Below are 14,975 nucleotides of genomic sequence, written 5' to 3'. Positions count from 1 at the left end.
TATTACTATTTATTAACATTTTTAGAAATGGGCGTGAAAATGTCACGTGAATTATGTAAAATATAAATGTGACAGTGGTACCATTTCTTCTGAAAGTGGGAACTAGGAATGAACAAACAAGAGTTGATTTCAGAAGCAATCAAAGCAAGAGATTTTGCATATGTACCCTATTCTAAATTCAAAGTCGGTGCAGCATTACTGTCGAATAATGGAAAAGTGTATGGCGGCTGCAACATTGAAAATGCAGCATATGGTATGTGTAATTGTGCGGAAAGAACAGCACTTTTTAAAGCCTATTCAGAAGGCATTACATCTTTTCAAATGTTAGCAGTGGTGGCTGATACAGACCGTCCTGTTTCGCCGTGCGGCGCATGCAGACAGGTCATTTCAGAGCTATGTGCACCTGATATGCCATTGATTCTAACGAACTTAAAAGGACATATATACGAAACAACAGTAAACGAACTATTGCCAGGCGCATTTTCACCGGAGGATTTAAATGACTAACGAAAGCTTCAAATCAGGATTTGTATCAATTATTGGAAGACCAAATGTAGGGAAATCAACCTTTCTTAATCGTGTCATTGGACAAAAGATCGCCATCATGAGCGATAAGCCCCAAACGACGCGAAACAAAGTGCAAGGTGTTCTGACAACAAACACATCACAAACGATCTTTATCGATACACCGGGGATCCATAAACCTAAGCATAAGCTTGGTGATTTTATGATGAGGGTGGCTCAAAATACACTGAAGGAAGTCGACCTGATCTTGTTTATGATTAACGCACAGGAAGGCTATGGCAAAGGTGATGAATTCATCATTGAACGACTAAAGCAAACATCTACACCGGTGTTCCTAGTCGTTAATAAAATTGACCAAATTCATCCAGATGAACTGTTCCTTTTAATTGATGAATACCGCACACGTTACCCATTCAAGGAAATTGTGCCAATTTCAGCTCTTGAAGGAAACAATATCGACACGCTTCTTCAGCAGATTGAAGGTTATCTTCCAGAGGGCCCTCAATTTTATCCGGCAGATCAAGTAACAGATCATCCAGAACGGTTTATTATTTCTGAATTAATTCGTGAAAAAGTGCTGCATTTAACGAGAGAAGAGATTCCGCACAGTATTGCGGTTGCGATTGAATCGATTAAGCCAGATGAAAATGGCAAGATTCATGTCGCGGCGACCATTGTCGTAGAACGTGATTCGCAAAAAGGGATCGTCATTGGTAAACGTGGCAGCTTGTTAAAAGAAGTGGGACAAAAAGCGCGCAGAGATATTGAAGCACTTCTAGGCTCAAAAGTGTATTTAGAGCTTTGGGTCAAAGTTCAGAAGGACTGGCGTAATAAATCCACTCACCTGCGTGATTTTGGATTTAGAGAAGACGAATATTAAAAAATCGCTGCATTTGTCAGCAAATCTGACAATGGTGCGGTTCGATTAGTAAAAATTGTTTATCATGAAATGGAGGTAGCCTGGTCAAGATAAAATTAATATGTTGGATGTAGCGTTGCTGCTTCTAATAAAGAAAGGTGGGGTTTTTATGTTGAATTTTACATGGAACGTATTTTCACAAACAGGAAGCGTTGACACGTATCTGCTTTTCAAAGAGTTAGAAAAGGAGAACCTGGAAAGACCCGATGTACTTGAAGAAGAGATAGCACGATTTGATTTTCCAATCTTATAATTCTTGACCCCCTCCAATGCTCGGAGTGTAGACAAATGCTCATTAAAAGTGAAGGAATCGTCCTTAGAACAACAGATTATGGCGAAACAAACAAAATTGTCACGCTGCTCACTAGAGAACATGGGAAAATTGGTGTCATGGCAAGAGGCGCAAAAAAATCAAACAGCCGCCTGTCAGCCATAAGCCAGCCGTTTTTATACGGAACCTTCCTGATCCAATCATCAACAGGACTTGGAACGCTCCAGCAAGGCGAAATGATTGAAAGTATGCGGGCCATTCGGGAAGACTTATTTCTGACCGCATATGCCGCATATATGACGGAATTGATGGATAAAGGGACAGAAGAAAAAAAGCCAAACCCTTATTTGTTTGAGCTTCTGCTTCAATCTCTGCGTCATCTCAACGAAGGTACAGATGCTGATATTATTTTATTTATCGTAGAGGTCAAAATGTTATCAGTGATGGGGATGAAGCCTGAACTTGATCAATGTGTGCACTGTGGTCAAAAAGAAGGGCAGTTCCATTTCTCAATAAGAGATAACGGCTTCATTTGCCAAAATTGTTTTTCGAAAGATCCATATAAACTGCCCTTATCCCCCGCAGCTGCAAGGCTGCTCCGTTTGTTTCATTATTTTGATTTATCAAGGCTTGGTCAGGTTGATGTGAAACAGCAGACGAAACAAGAAATTCGTCAAGTGCTTGATCACTACTATGACGAATATTCCGGCCTCTATTTAAAATCAAAAAAATTCATGAATCAGATGGAATCCATGAAAAAGCTAATGGGCGGGGAAAACAAAAGTTGACATCTCCCATGACTTTTTGTAAGATCATCTAAGATAAAATATGTTGCATTGACAGAAAGAAGTACTTACGTAAAATCCATAAAAGCGACCTTAGGGCGGTGTGAGCTAAGGATGGAGGCGTAACGAAAGGCATTCTTGAGCAACGTAAAACAAAGCGGCTGGGTGCTACTACACCAGCAAATAGGGTGGAACCGCGGGAAAAACTCTCGTCCCTATGTTTGCAAGAACCTTGCGAGCATAGAGACGGGAGTTTTTGTGTTCTCTTACAAGGTTCTCATCCCACCCGCCATACATAGCGGTTGGTCTAGAAAAGATGGAGGTGCAATCATTGAATATTCAAGACATGATTTTGACGTTGCAAAAGCATTGGTCAAATGAAGGCTGCGTATTAATGCAGGCGTATGACACAGAAAAAGGTGCCGGAACGATGAGTCCATACACGTTCCTCAGAAGCATCGGCCCAGAGCCGTGGAAGGTAGCTTATGTAGAGCCTTCAAGACGCCCGGCTGATGGCAGATATGGAGAAAACCCAAATAGATTGTATCAGCATCACCAATTTCAAGTGATCATTAAGCCATCACCTGACAATATTCAAGAGCTATATCTTGAATCATTGAAGGCACTTGGCATTGACCCGCTGAAACATGATATTCGTTTTGTGGAAGATAACTGGGAAAATCCATCTCTTGGCTGTGCAGGACTTGGCTGGGAAGTATGGCTTGATGGGATGGAAATTACGCAGTTCACGTATTTCCAACAAGTCGGCGGCTTAGAATGTAAGCCCGTTTCTGTTGAAATCACATACGGTATTGAACGTCTTGCTTCTTACATCCAGGACAAAGAAAATGTCTTCGATCTTGAATGGACAGACGGATTTACGGTCAGAGATTTATTCTTAATGGCTGAATACGAGCACTCTGTTTATACATTTGAAACATCTAATACTGACATGCTGTTCGAGCTATTTACAACCTATGAGAAAGAAGCACATAGCCAAATGGACAAAGGGCTTGTTCACCCGGCATACGATTATGTCCTCAAATGCTCTCATACGTTTAACCTGCTCGATGCAAAGGGTGCTATTTCTGTGACTGAGCGAACTGGTTATATCGGAAGAGTGCGTCAGTTAGCAAGAAAAGTAGCCAAAACCTATTATGAAGAACGCGAAAAACTGGGATTCCCTATGCTAAAAGAGGAGGCGGCTTCTCATGAATAAACAAGATGTATTACTTGAAATCGGCTTAGAAGAGATGCCGGCTCGTTTCATGCCAGAGAGCACAAAGCAGCTGGGTGAGAAAGTAAAAGCATGGTTTGAAACGCAAAATATTTCATTCGAAGAGACTTCTTTATTTAACTCACCTAGACGTCTTGCTGTACTTGTGAAAGGTGTCGCAGAAAAACAAGAAGACATCAAAGAAGAAGCAAAAGGCCCAGCTAAAAAGATTGCCCAAGATGCTGAAGGCAATTGGACAAAAGCAGCTGAAGGCTTTGCAAGAGGACAAGGTGCTTCAACAGATGATCTCTATTTCAAAGAGATCAAAGGAGTGGATTATGTCCATGTCCAAAAGTTTCAAGAAGGAAAGCAAGTCAAAGACCTTCTGCCAGCGTTAGGTGAAATCGCCGCTTCATTAAGTTTTCCAAAGAACATGAGATGGGGAAGCGAGGATTTACGCTATATCCGTCCGATTAAATGGATTGTTTGTTTATTTGGAAAAGAGATTGTACCTGTTGAAATTGCTGGGGTGAAAAGCGGCCGTGAGACTAGAGGACACCGTTTCCTTGGAACGACAGCCAGCATTGACACACCTGCTTCCTATGAACAAACTTTGCGCGATCAATTTGTGATTGCAGACTCAGAGAAAAGAAAACAATTCATTACTGAACAGCTAGATGCGCTATCTTTAGAAAAAGGCTGGGTCATTCCTGTTGATCCTGAACTTTTAGAAGAAGTGAACGACCTTGTAGAATATCCAACTGTGCTGTCTGGTTCCTTTGAAGAAGAGTTTCTTGCATTGCCGGAAGAAGTATTGGTGACGACAATGAAAGAGCATCAGCGCTACTTCCCTGTAAAAAATGAGCAAGGGGAATTATTGCCGCACTTTATTACAGTCAGAAATGGAAACAGTGAGGCGCTCGAAAATGTCGCAAGAGGGAATGAAAAAGTACTTCGTGCGCGTTTATCAGATGCTGCATTCTTCTATAAAGAAGACGAAAAACTAGTGATTGAAGACAATATTAAAAAGCTTGATAAAGTGGTATTCCATGAGAAACTTGGAACAATCGGCGACAAGCTGAAGAGAGTGACAGACATTGCAACCCGTCTAGCGGCGCATGTCGGAGCAGATGACGAAACCACTAAACGTGTGGCGAGAGCAGCAAGTATTTCGAAGTTTGACCTTGTGACTCAAATGGTCTATGAATTCCCAGAATTACAAGGAATCATGGGTGAGAAATATGCAAGAGCTCTTGGTGAACATGAAGAAGTAGCAAGAAGCATCAACGAGCACTATATGCCGCGCTTTGCTGGTGACGAGGCGCCATCCACTTTGATTGGTGCGATTGTGGCAGTAGCAGATAAGCTTGATTCTATTTGTTCATTCTTCTCAATTGATGTGATCCCAACGGGTTCTCAAGACCCTTATGGACTTAGAAGACAAGCGAGCGGTATCGTTCAAATCCTGCTCGACCGTCATTGGAATATTTCATTTAAAGAGCTGCTAGCACTTGCACAAGTAAAGGCAGAACATGAAGCTGCTCTGATTGAATTTTTAACGCATCGTTTAAAATATGTTCTTCAAGCAGAGCATATCCGCCATGATGTTGTTGATGCAGTGCTGGATGTTGAAAATATTGAGCCATATGCAGTCGTCAAAAAAGCAGCTGTTCTTGAAGAGAGTGTGAAACAAGAAAGCTTCAAAGAAACGGCTGAAGCATTGGGACGCGTCATTTCAATCAGTAAAAAAGGGGAAGATGCAGAGATTCAGCCTGAACTGTTTGAAAATGAACATGAGCAAAAGCTGTTTGAGGCGTATCAGCAAGTAGAGAAAGCTGTAAAGGAACATGTAGCAGCAGGACAATACAGCTTGGCACTTGAGGCGCTGGATACGTTAAAAACACCGATTGTTCATTATTTCGATCATACAATGGTTCATGCGGATGATGAAAAACTGAAGCGAAATCGTTTAGCACAAATGGTCAAACTAGCCAAAGTCATTCAATCATTTGCGAATATGAACAATTTAATTGTAAAATAAATACCTAAGAACGGTTGCCTTTTCCGAAGGGCAATCGTTTTTTACTCATTTAATTCAAGGTTTTTGAGTGGATTTTTGTTTCATTCGGACAAAGATGCGCTATAATATGATGAGTTATGAAAATGATATACATAAAATAAAGATTTCGCTCTCTCTATTTAAAGGTGGTGAGTACAATCGAGTTAAATAAACGGCAAGAGCAGATTTTACAGATTGTCAAAGAGAATGGTCCGATCACTGGAGAGCATATCGCCGATCGGCTGAACTTAACAAGGGCGACCCTCAGACCGGATTTAGCCATTTTAACAATGTCAGGCTTTTTAGAAGCAAGACCAAGGGTCGGCTACTTTTTCACAGGAAAAACAGGCACGCAGCTTCTCGCAGATAAGCTGAAAAAACTTCAAGTGAAAGACTTTCAATCCATTCCAGTGGTAATACATGAGAATGTTTCGGTTTATGATGCGATTTGTACGATGTTTTTAGAGGATGTGGGCACATTATTCGTTGTGGACGATCACTCTATTTTAACAGGCGTGTTATCCAGAAAAGACCTCCTTCGCGCAAGTATAGGGAAACAGGAGCTTCCATCTATCCCTGTCCATATTATTATGACAAGAATGCCGAACATCACCGTTTGCCGCAAGGAAGATTTCATTATGGATGTGGCGAAGCACTTGATTGAAAAGCAAATAGATGCACTTCCTGTGATAAAAGATACGGATAAAGGCTTTGAAGTGGTCGGAAGAATTACGAAAACAAATATGACGAAAATACTTGTCAGCTTATCGGAGAACGAAATAATCTAATGACAGAAGACTGCGAGGGGATGTTATGAGTAATCGCGTAATTTTTGTGGTATCAGATTCAGTTGGAGAAACGGCAGAGCTCGTGGTCAAAGCGGCACTTAGCCAATTTGATGGCGGCTCATCAGACCATTCAAATATTAGAAGAATCCCGTATGTAGAAGATGTTGGTACGATTAAAGAAGTCATTTCACTGGCGAAAGCAGATAATGGGATCGTCTGCTTTACTCTTGTTGTGCCAGAAATGCGCCAATTCTTAATCGAGGAAGCAGAAGCAAACGGTGTCGTTTATTATGACATCATCGGTCCGCTCATTGATAAAATGGAAACGGCATATGGAAATGAAGCGAAACATGAGCCGGGTCGTGTACGTCAATTAGATGAGGACTATTTTAAAAAGGTAGAAGCCATCGAGTTCGCTGTGAAATACGATGACGGCAGAGACCCAAGAGGTATTCTAAAGGCTGATATTGTGCTCATTGGTGTATCACGCACGTCCAAGACACCATTATCTCAATATTTGGCACATAAGCGGCTGAAGGTAGCGAACGTTCCAATTGTACCTGAAGTTGATCCGCCAGAAGAGTTATTTTCAGTTGATCCGAAGAAATGTATCGGTTTAAAAATTAGTCCAGACAAACTAAATCATATTCGCAAAGAGCGTTTAAAATCTCTTGGTTTAAATGATCGCGCTATTTATGCGAACATTGAGCGGATTAAAGAGGAACTAGAGTATTTTGAAAAAGTGGTTGACCGCATTAACTGTCAAGTCGTTGATGTATCGAATAAAGCAGTTGAGGAAACGGCAAATGTTATTCATCAAATGCTGACCAAAAGAGGTTCCGAATAAACTCAGGATGCTCCTCCTGGGTTTTTCCTATGGTGGGAAACGGGTAAACAAAAACAATGGCATATTTGCTGCATTTGTATTATAATAAAAAATTGTGATAAAATGATTGATTTTAGGTTTAAGTTAAGTCAAGAACGAATAAACTAATATTGGCAGAAGTCAAGTGATTCTGAACATAACTTTTCGACAAAATGAGTTTTACTGTTGATTGCTTTATGGGGGAAAAGTATGGTCTTTTTGCTTCTCTAAAGCAGGAATAAGGTGGAGGGATGGAGAATTAGTCACCTGAATGAACGTAAAAAAGAGAGGACGATTTATGTCGATGCAGATGCTTGTCCTGTAAAAGACGAAATCCTTTCTGTCGCATCTCAATTTCAAGTACCAGTGACATTCATTGCTTCATATGAGCATTTTCAAACCAAAAGATCTCCACTTGAAGATTGGCGGTTTGTAGATACACATAAGGAAGCAGCGGATTTAGTCATTGCAAACTCAGCTGCCGCACATGATATTGTCGTCACCCAAGATATTGGTCTTGCCTCCTTACTGCTTCCGAGACAGGTCATTGTTCTGTCTGAAAGAGGACGAATGTACACAAACGAAACAATTGATTTTGATTTGGAACGCAGGCATGTTTCTAGCAAACAGCGAAGAAAAGGTGTATACGGAAAAGGTCCCAAAAAGCTTTTAGAAGAGGATAAGAAGCGATTTATGGCGCAACTACAAAAAATCCTGTCGAATCATGAAGGATTTTTAAATTAAAAGGCGAATAATGTACGACGGAGTGTTATTAGGATGAGCAAACGTATACCAGATGAACTTTTGGAGCAGATCCAAAAAAACGCAGACATTGTCGAAGTGATTGGAGAATACGTACAGCTTAGAAAGCAAGGTCGAAATTACTTCGGTCTTTGTCCATTCCATGGTGAAAATACTCCTTCATTCTCTGTTTCAGCAGATAAGCAAATCTTCCATTGTTTCGGCTGTGGTGCAGGAGGCAATGTGTTTTCTTTCCTCAGACAAATGGAAGGCTACTCATTTATTGAAGCCGTTTCACATGTGGCTGATAAGTACCATATTGATCTGCCTGATCAGGTAGCGAATGCTCAGATGAGTTCCTCTCAGCAAGAGGACACTGCAGATCATAAAATGATTGAGGCCCATGAGCTTCTTAAGAAATTTTACCACCATTTGCTGGTAAATACAAAGGAAGGTCAAAACGCACTCGATTATTTACGGTCCAGAGGCTTTACGGATGAAACAATTGCCAAGTTTGAGATCGGGTATGCTCTTGATTCTTGGGATTTCGTGACCAAGTTTTTAGAAAAACGAGGATTTGATCCTGTGATGATGGAGAAGGCTGGTCTTTTGATTCAACGTGAAAACGGCACAGGCTTTTTTGACCGCTTTAGAGATCGTGTCATGTTTCCCATTCATGATCATCATGGAACGGTCATCGCTTTTTCCGGAAGATCGCTTGGTGATCAGCAGCCTAAATATATGAATAGTCCTGAAACGCCGCTTTTTCATAAAAGTAAGCTGCTTTATCACTTTCATGACGCACGTATGCATATTCGCAAACGCGAACGGGCGGTTCTTTTTGAAGGATTTGCAGACGTCATCTCAGCTGTTACATCAGGTGTCGGTGAAAGTGTTGCAACAATGGGTACGTCTCTTACAGAAGAGCACGTAAAGCTTCTCAGGCGGAACGTAGAAGAGATCATCCTTTGCTATGACTCTGATACGGCCGGATACGAAGCGACCATGAAAGCATCAGATTTGCTTGGAAAAAGAGGATGTAAAGTTCGCGTTGCCATGATACCAGATGGACTTGATCCAGATGATTACATTCGTAAATATGGCGGCGAGAAATTTAGGAATGACATCATAGATGCAAGTGTGACATTAATGACGTTTAAGATGAATTTTTTCCGAAGAGGAAAAAACTTATCAGACGAAGGAGACCGACTTACTTATATGAAGCAGGTTCTCCGAGAAATCAGCCGGTTAAACGGCTCTTTGGAGCAAGAGATTTACATGAAACAGCTTGCTGGGGAGTTTTCGATCTCACTTGATTCATTAAAAGAACAACTGGAGCTGTTTGAAAAACAGCAACGGCAAGAAACCAAAAGCACGCAGGAAGAAAACGGGCTTGAAAAACGGCGTGCACATCTGTCAACACAAGTGAGAAGAAAGCGTCTGCGGCCGGCATATGAAAATGCAGAGCGAATGCTGCTTGCTCATATGTTAAAAAGCGATGACGTGATCCGCAAAGTACTTGACAGAATCGGGATTGAATTTAATATAGATTCGCACAGGGCGCTGGCAACGTACATTTATGCCTTGTATGAAGAAGGCAAAGAACCAACGCCGCAGCACCTGATGAACCGTATAGAAGATGATGTCATGAATCAGCTGTTGACGGATATATTGATGATTCAAGTCGGAGACGAACTAAGTGAAGCTGAATTAAGTGATTATGTAAAAAAAGTGTTGAATCATCGGAATTTGTCAATGATAAAGGAAAAAGAACTAGAACGTGCAGAAGCGGAGAGGCAAAAAGATTTCTTCAAAGCGGCAACACTTGCAAAAGAAATTATTCAGTTGAACCGTTCGCTGAAGTAATACGTCTATTATTAATGAGAGGACTTACGGCTGGCAATGAATCCTTTACGGGAGGAGCATAAGACCGCAAGCATCTTGCCTTCATCATTATTTATTTTATTTCCTATTTGCTTCGTCATCTGTTTGATAGAGAGAGAAAAGCAGGGCGGAAGTAAATCGCAAGTTACTTTAGAATTCGTTGCAAGCTTTGGAAGGAGGGATCCATAATGGCTGATAAACAAGCCCACGAAACCGAAACTGAATTAACCTTTGAACAGGTGAGAGATAAGCTCACTGAAACGGGTAAAAAACGGGGCGTTTTAACATACGAAGAAATTGCAGAGCGTATGTCTAGCTTTGAAATTGAATCAGACCAAATGGATGAATACTATGAATACTTAGGCGAACAGGGTGTAGAGCTCATTAGTGAAAACGAAGAGACAGAAGACCCAAATGTTCAGCAGCTGGCTAAAGCAGAAGAAGAATTTGACCTAAATGATTTAAGCGTACCACCAGGTGTCAAAATCAATGATCCTGTTCGTATGTACTTAAAAGAAATCGGACGCGTCAATTTGTTATCTGCTAAAGAAGAAATTACGTATGCTCAAAAGATCGAAGAGGGCGATGAGGAATCAAAAAGAAGATTAGCGGAAGCGAACCTTCGTCTCGTTGTCAGCATTGCGAAACGCTATGTCGGTCGTGGTATGCTGTTCCTTGACTTGATTCAAGAAGGAAACATGGGTCTAATGAAGGCGGTTGAGAAGTTTGATTACCGCAAAGGATATAAATTCTCAACATATGCGACTTGGTGGATTAGACAGGCGATCACACGTGCGATTGCCGATCAGGCGAGAACAATCCGGATTCCGGTTCATATGGTGGAAACGATTAATAAATTGATCCGTGTTCAAAGACAGCTTCTGCAAGACCTAGGCAGAGAACCAACGCCTGAGGAAATTGCTGAAGACATGGATTTAACTCCAGAAAAGGTAAGAGAGATTCTTAAAATTGCGCAAGAGCCTGTATCTTTAGAAACACCTATTGGTGAAGAAGATGACTCGCATCTTGGTGATTTTATCGAAGACCAAGAGGCGACATCTCCATCTGACCACGCTGCGTACGAACTCTTAAAAGAGCAGCTTGAAGATGTATTAGACACGCTGACGGACCGTGAAGAAAATGTGCTGAGACTACGTTTCGGACTAGACGACGGAAGAACTCGCACGTTAGAAGAGGTTGGAAAGGTGTTCGGCGTAACAAGAGAGCGTATCAGACAAATTGAAGCGAAAGCTCTTCGTAAATTAAGACACCCAAGCAGAAGTAAACGATTAAAAGACTTCTTAGAGTAGAAACCGGACGGATCTTAAAAGAGATCCGTTCTTTCTTATCAAAAATGAAAACGCTTTTTTCAATCTGATTATATTTTACTGAATAACAAATGAATTTGCAACGTTCTTAGAGAAAAGATGTATAAAAAATACATCTAAATGTGCTGAAGGCTTCATTTCTCATCTTGAATCATTTTTGTCTAATCTGTGAACTTGACCAAAGTTTTGTATCATAATTCGTTTACTTTTTGTAAAATTAAAGTAGAATTAGAATTGTTTGCATAGTCTCGAAGGGGTTTTCACAAAGGGGAGGATGAAAGAAATGAAACGGAATCCACTTATACCATTTTTATTGATTGCCATTTTAGGTATTGGACTCACTTTTTTCTTATCAATGAAGGGGCTGAAAGATGAAGAAAAAATTGCCTCTGGGGGCAAAGAGCAAAAGCAAGAAGAGACAGCAAATGCAACGCCGGAAGAATTGTATAAGCAGAACTGTCTAAGCTGTCACGGGGAAAACTATGAAGGCGGCGCAGGTCCTGCATTAAAAGGTGTTGGAGACAAGCTTGAAGTAGCTGACATCAAGAAGAAAATCCAAGAAGGCGGCAACGGGATGCCAGGCGGGCTGATTCCAAATGAAAAGCTCGATGAAATGGCGGAATGGGTGTCTAAAATTAAATAATCTTACACAAAAAGCTCTTTTTCAAAAGAAGAGCTTTTTTCATTTGAAAACGACTTTTAAAAAGTCCATAATTTATATAAGATAGACAAGTATGAACATTAAAGAAAAGTAGTGATACGTATGAATGAAATGAATTTATCGAAACGATTAAAAAAAGTCGCAGACTTTTTACCAGATGAGGCAGTCTTCGCTGATATCGGCTCAGATCATGCCTATTTACCATGCTATGCGATCCTGCATCAAAAAGCAGTGAAAGCCATTGCTGGTGAAATTACCGATGGACCGCTTCAATCGGCGCAGCAGCAAGTACATAGACTTGAATTAGATGAAGCAATTTCGGTCAGAAAAGGAAATGGCCTTGAAGTCATTGAAAAAGGCGAAGTGAATGCAGTGACGATTGCAGGTATGGGCGGGGCGCTCATCGCAAGCATTCTAAATGAAGGAAGGCATAAGCTCGCAGGCCATGAGAGGCTCATTCTTCAGCCGAATATCCATGCCCATCATATTCGTTTATGGCTTTATCAAGAGGGGTATGATTTGTTAGATGAAGTCATCTTAGAAGAGGACGGCAAAATATACGAAATCATCATCGCAGAAAAAGGCGATAAAGATAAAGCTTATGAAGGAATGTCACTTGAAGCAGGCATGCTGGTTGGTCCGTTCCTTGCGAAAGAGCAAAATGACGTCTTCCGGCGCAAGTGGATGCAAGAGCTTCAGCATATGGAGAAGATAGAAAGTCAAATTCAGCAGGCAGCGCGGACAGAAGAAAATAAAGAACGCCTTGAAGAGCTGAATGCGAAAATAAAGATGCTAAAGGAGGTTTTGACTGTTGGCTAAAACAGTAAACGGGCATGAAATCATCCAATTGTTTGAACAATTTTCACCAAAGGCATACGCCATGGAAGGGGATAAAATTGGTCTTCAGATTGGGACTTTAAATAAAAAAGTAACCAATGTGATGATCACCCTAGATGTATTAGAGAATGTAGTAGATGAGGCGATCGAGCGAAAAGTGGATCTTATTATTGCCCACCATCCGCCGATTTTCCGTCCATTAAAACATGTAGCGACGGATCAGCCGACTGGACGTATCATTGAAAAATGCATCAAACATGATATTGCGGTATATGTGGCACATACGAATTTAGACGTAGCTGATGGCGGAGTCAATGACCTGCTTGCTGAGGCCTTAGAGCTTGAAGAAACAAGAGTGTTAGTGCCGACATACGAAGATCCAATCAAACAGCTTGCTCTGTATGTCCCAGAGGAATTTGAAGAGGCCATCCGGACAGCTTTAGGAAATGCGGGCGCCGGCCATATCGGCAACTACAGCCATTGTGCGTTTTCAAATGAAGGGACAGGCAGCTTTCTGCCATCAGAAGAAGCTGAGCCGTTTATTGGTGAGTCGGGTCAATTAGAATTTGTGAAAGAAGTGCGGATTGAAACCATTTTCCCAGCAAGTATAGAAAAACAAGTGATTCGCGAAATGATCAAAGCACATCCTTATGAAGAAGTCGCCTATAGTGTACACAGGACAGATCTTCCTCCTATTCAAAAAGGTCTTGGCCGTATTGGAGAGCTAAATGAGCCAATGACACTGAGAGATTTCACACAATTTGTGAAAACGAAGCTAGATGTGAATGGTGCTCGTTTTGTAGGAGATCAAGACGCTGTTGTGAAAAAAGTGGCGGTGCTTGGGGGAGACGGAAATAAATACATCCATCAAGCGAAAAGAATGGGTGCAGATGTGTATGTAACAGGAGACCTTTATTTCCATGTTGCGCACGATGCCATGATGCTAGGGCTGAACGTTGTGGACCCGGGGCATTATGCTGAAAAAATTATGAAAGAGGGCGTAAAGGCGAAGCTTCAATCGCTATGTGCGGATAAAAAATATAACGTACAGCTCTTTGTTTCTGAATCAAACACAAACCCATTTCAATTTATGTAAACAAAAAACGTCAGAGCGGATATGCTCTGACGTTTTCTTATTTCTTTGTTTTGACGCGAGGTAAAATTTTAGAAAGAGGAACGGTTCGTTCAATCTTCCAAGTTGTTTCATCATCTGGTTCATAGTTTTCTAAGAAACGAATGACTTCCTTTGTAATAGGTGTTGGTGTTGAAGCACCAGCAGTAACGGCAACGGTTTTGACGCCCTGCAGCCATTCCAGCTTAAGTTCACTTAAGTCGCCAATACGGTAAGCCTGCGTTCCGGCAATCTCCATTGACACTTGTGCGAGACGGTTAGAGTTATTACTTTTTGGATCGCCGACAACAATGGTTAAATCGGCTTGGCCAGCTTGCTGCGATACTGCTTCCTGACGCACCTGTGTCGCAAGGCAAATTTCTTGATGATACTCGACGTGAGGGTATTTCTCTTTAATCAGCTCCATCAGGTCGTGGACATCCCATTGCGACATCGTCGTTTGGTTCGTGATAAGCAGTTTTTCTGATGTTAAATCGAGTGCCTCAATGTCAGCTTCTGTTTCGACAAGGTGTACCTTGTCAGGGGCTACTCCGACAGCTCCTTCTGGCTCAGGATGACCCTTTTTCCCAATATAAATAATGTCATAGCCATCGGCTGTTTTCTCTGAAATGAGTTCGTGAGTTTTCGTTACATCTGGACAGGTCGCATCAATGGTGACAAGGCCTTTTTCTTCTGCGATTTGACGAACCTCAGGAGAAACGCCGTGAGCCGTGAAAATGACTGTTCCGCTTTCAACCTGCTTTAAAATGTCTAAGCGGTTTGGTCCGTCCAGTGTGTAAATTCCATCTTCCTCGAAGGCATCAGTGACATGTTTGTTGTGCACAATCATACCTAATATATAAATTGGGCGTGGCAAGTTCTTATCAAGTGCGGCATTTTTAGCAATGACCATTGCATCCACAACGCCATAGCAATAGCCACGCGGCGATATTTTAATTACATTCATTTATTCGTCCTCCTGTAG

General features: G+C 41.4%; 15 protein-coding genes and 1 other annotated feature. Of the genes, 14 read left to right on the top strand and 1 reads right to left on the bottom strand.

Annotated elements, in window-relative coordinates; translation table 11 throughout:
* Nucleotides 1-108 precede the first annotated feature (108 nt).
* The 14 genes from AAYR28_RS11680 to AAYR28_RS11615 all read left to right on the top strand — a co-directional run bounded on the left by AAYR28_RS11680 (nt 109) and on the right by AAYR28_RS11615 (nt 13,975).
* Nucleotides 109-507: a cytidine deaminase gene (locus AAYR28_RS11680; protein ID WP_345808832.1), complete on the top strand. Its 399-nt coding sequence runs from the start codon at nt 109-111 to the stop codon at nt 505-507.
* Nucleotides 500-1,405 carry a GTPase Era gene (gene era, locus AAYR28_RS11675; protein WP_007501305.1) on the top strand — a complete coding sequence of 302 codons (906 nt, stop codon included), beginning with the start codon at nt 500-502 and terminating at the stop codon, nt 1,403-1,405. Before AAYR28_RS11680 ends, era begins: the two co-directional genes overlap by 8 nt.
* 148 nt (nt 1,406-1,553) lie before the next feature.
* Nucleotides 1,554-1,697, top strand: coding sequence for a YqzL family protein (locus AAYR28_RS11670; protein WP_003217288.1), 144 nt, complete (start codon nt 1,554-1,556; stop codon nt 1,695-1,697).
* A gap of 35 nt (nt 1,698-1,732) precedes the next feature.
* Nucleotides 1,733-2,503, top strand: a complete 771-nt coding sequence (gene recO / locus AAYR28_RS11665; protein ID WP_034280128.1) for a DNA repair protein RecO — start codon at nt 1,733-1,735, stop codon at nt 2,501-2,503.
* Nucleotides 2,504-2,542: 39 nt separating this feature from the next.
* Nucleotides 2,543-2,720 (top strand) — a binding site (T-box leader).
* A gap of 111 nt (nt 2,721-2,831) precedes the next feature.
* Nucleotides 2,832-3,719, top strand: a complete 888-nt coding sequence (gene glyQ / locus AAYR28_RS11660) for a glycine--tRNA ligase subunit alpha (protein WP_012010611.1) — start codon at nt 2,832-2,834, stop codon at nt 3,717-3,719.
* Nucleotides 3,712-5,757 (top strand): glycine--tRNA ligase subunit beta, encoded by a 2,046-nt coding sequence (gene glyS / locus AAYR28_RS11655; protein ID WP_070326494.1) that lies wholly within the window; start codon nt 3,712-3,714, stop codon nt 5,755-5,757. The genes glyQ and glyS overlap by 8 nt, the downstream gene beginning before the upstream one ends.
* Nucleotides 5,758-5,924: 167 nt before the next feature.
* A complete protein-coding gene (locus tag AAYR28_RS11650) occupies nt 5,925-6,563 on the top strand; it encodes a helix-turn-helix transcriptional regulator (protein WP_024423017.1) in 639 nt (212 codons plus the stop codon).
* 25 nt (nt 6,564-6,588) lie between these two features.
* Nucleotides 6,589-7,410 carry a pyruvate, water dikinase regulatory protein gene (locus tag AAYR28_RS11645; protein ID WP_008342399.1) on the top strand — a complete coding sequence of 274 codons (822 nt, stop codon included), beginning with the start codon at nt 6,589-6,591 and terminating at the stop codon, nt 7,408-7,410.
* 261 nt (nt 7,411-7,671) lie between these two features.
* Complete coding sequence (locus tag AAYR28_RS11640) at nt 7,672-8,172, top strand: YaiI/YqxD family protein (RefSeq protein WP_024423016.1); 501 nt, start codon at nt 7,672-7,674, stop codon at nt 8,170-8,172.
* 33 nt (nt 8,173-8,205) lie between these two features.
* A complete protein-coding gene (gene dnaG, locus AAYR28_RS11635) occupies nt 8,206-10,035 on the top strand; it encodes a DNA primase (RefSeq protein ID WP_024423015.1) in 1,830 nt (609 codons plus the stop codon).
* Between the two features lie 206 nt (nt 10,036-10,241).
* Complete coding sequence (gene rpoD / locus AAYR28_RS11630; RefSeq protein WP_008342392.1) at nt 10,242-11,363, top strand: RNA polymerase sigma factor RpoD; 1,122 nt, start codon at nt 10,242-10,244, stop codon at nt 11,361-11,363.
* Nucleotides 11,364-11,664: 301 nt separating this feature from the next.
* Nucleotides 11,665-12,024 carry a cytochrome c550 gene (gene cccA, locus AAYR28_RS11625; RefSeq protein WP_034280134.1) on the top strand — a complete coding sequence of 120 codons (360 nt, stop codon included), beginning with the start codon at nt 11,665-11,667 and terminating at the stop codon, nt 12,022-12,024.
* Nucleotides 12,025-12,144: 120 nt separating this feature from the next.
* Nucleotides 12,145-12,861, top strand: a complete 717-nt coding sequence (locus AAYR28_RS11620) for a tRNA (adenine(22)-N(1))-methyltransferase TrmK (RefSeq protein ID WP_345808831.1) — start codon at nt 12,145-12,147, stop codon at nt 12,859-12,861.
* Nucleotides 12,854-13,975: a Nif3-like dinuclear metal center hexameric protein gene (locus tag AAYR28_RS11615; RefSeq protein ID WP_342495576.1), complete on the top strand. Its 1,122-nt coding sequence runs from the start codon at nt 12,854-12,856 to the stop codon at nt 13,973-13,975. The genes AAYR28_RS11620 and AAYR28_RS11615 overlap by 8 nt, the downstream gene beginning before the upstream one ends.
* 37 nt (nt 13,976-14,012) lie before the next feature.
* On the opposite strand, the gene AAYR28_RS11610 is transcribed toward AAYR28_RS11615, so the two are convergent.
* Nucleotides 14,013-14,957 (bottom strand): 4-hydroxy-3-methylbut-2-enyl diphosphate reductase, encoded by a 945-nt coding sequence (locus AAYR28_RS11610; protein WP_034280141.1) that lies wholly within the window; start codon nt 14,955-14,957, stop codon nt 14,013-14,015.
* Nucleotides 14,958-14,975: the final 18 nt, after the last annotated feature.

Origin of the sequence: Bacillus safensis, from assembly GCF_039619585.1 — a bacterium.
Lineage (GTDB): Bacteria > Bacillota > Bacilli > Bacillales > Bacillaceae > Bacillus > Bacillus safensis.
The sequence above is the reverse complement of the archived record's forward strand: the minus strand, read 5'-3'. Positions and strand labels throughout refer to the sequence as shown.

What these genes read in the sequence shown, in the direction of transcription:
- dnaG (WP_024423015.1), top strand. Translation starts at nt 8,206, where the DNA reads ATGAGCAAACGTATACCAGATGAACTTTTGGAGCAGATCCAAAAAAAC.
- cccA (WP_034280134.1), top strand. Translation starts at nt 11,665, where the DNA reads ATGAAACGGAATCCACTTATACCATTTTTATTGATTGCCATTTTAGGT.
- rpoD (WP_008342392.1), top strand. Translation starts at nt 10,242, where the DNA reads ATGGCTGATAAACAAGCCCACGAAACCGAAACTGAATTAACCTTTGAA.
- era (WP_007501305.1), top strand. Translation starts at nt 500, where the DNA reads ATGACTAACGAAAGCTTCAAATCAGGATTTGTATCAATTATTGGAAGA.
- AAYR28_RS11645 (WP_008342399.1), top strand. Translation starts at nt 6,589, where the DNA reads ATGAGTAATCGCGTAATTTTTGTGGTATCAGATTCAGTTGGAGAAACG.
- AAYR28_RS11680 (WP_345808832.1), top strand. Translation starts at nt 109, where the DNA reads ATGAACAAACAAGAGTTGATTTCAGAAGCAATCAAAGCAAGAGATTTT.
- AAYR28_RS11610 (WP_034280141.1), bottom strand. Translation starts at nt 14,957, where the DNA reads ATGAATGTAATTAAAATATCGCCGCGTGGCTATTGCTATGGCGTTGTG.
- AAYR28_RS11670 (WP_003217288.1), top strand. Translation starts at nt 1,554, where the DNA reads ATGTTGAATTTTACATGGAACGTATTTTCACAAACAGGAAGCGTTGAC.
- recO (WP_034280128.1), top strand. Translation starts at nt 1,733, where the DNA reads ATGCTCATTAAAAGTGAAGGAATCGTCCTTAGAACAACAGATTATGGC.
- AAYR28_RS11620 (WP_345808831.1), top strand. Translation starts at nt 12,145, where the DNA reads ATGAATGAAATGAATTTATCGAAACGATTAAAAAAAGTCGCAGACTTT.
- glyS (WP_070326494.1), top strand. Translation starts at nt 3,712, where the DNA reads ATGAATAAACAAGATGTATTACTTGAAATCGGCTTAGAAGAGATGCCG.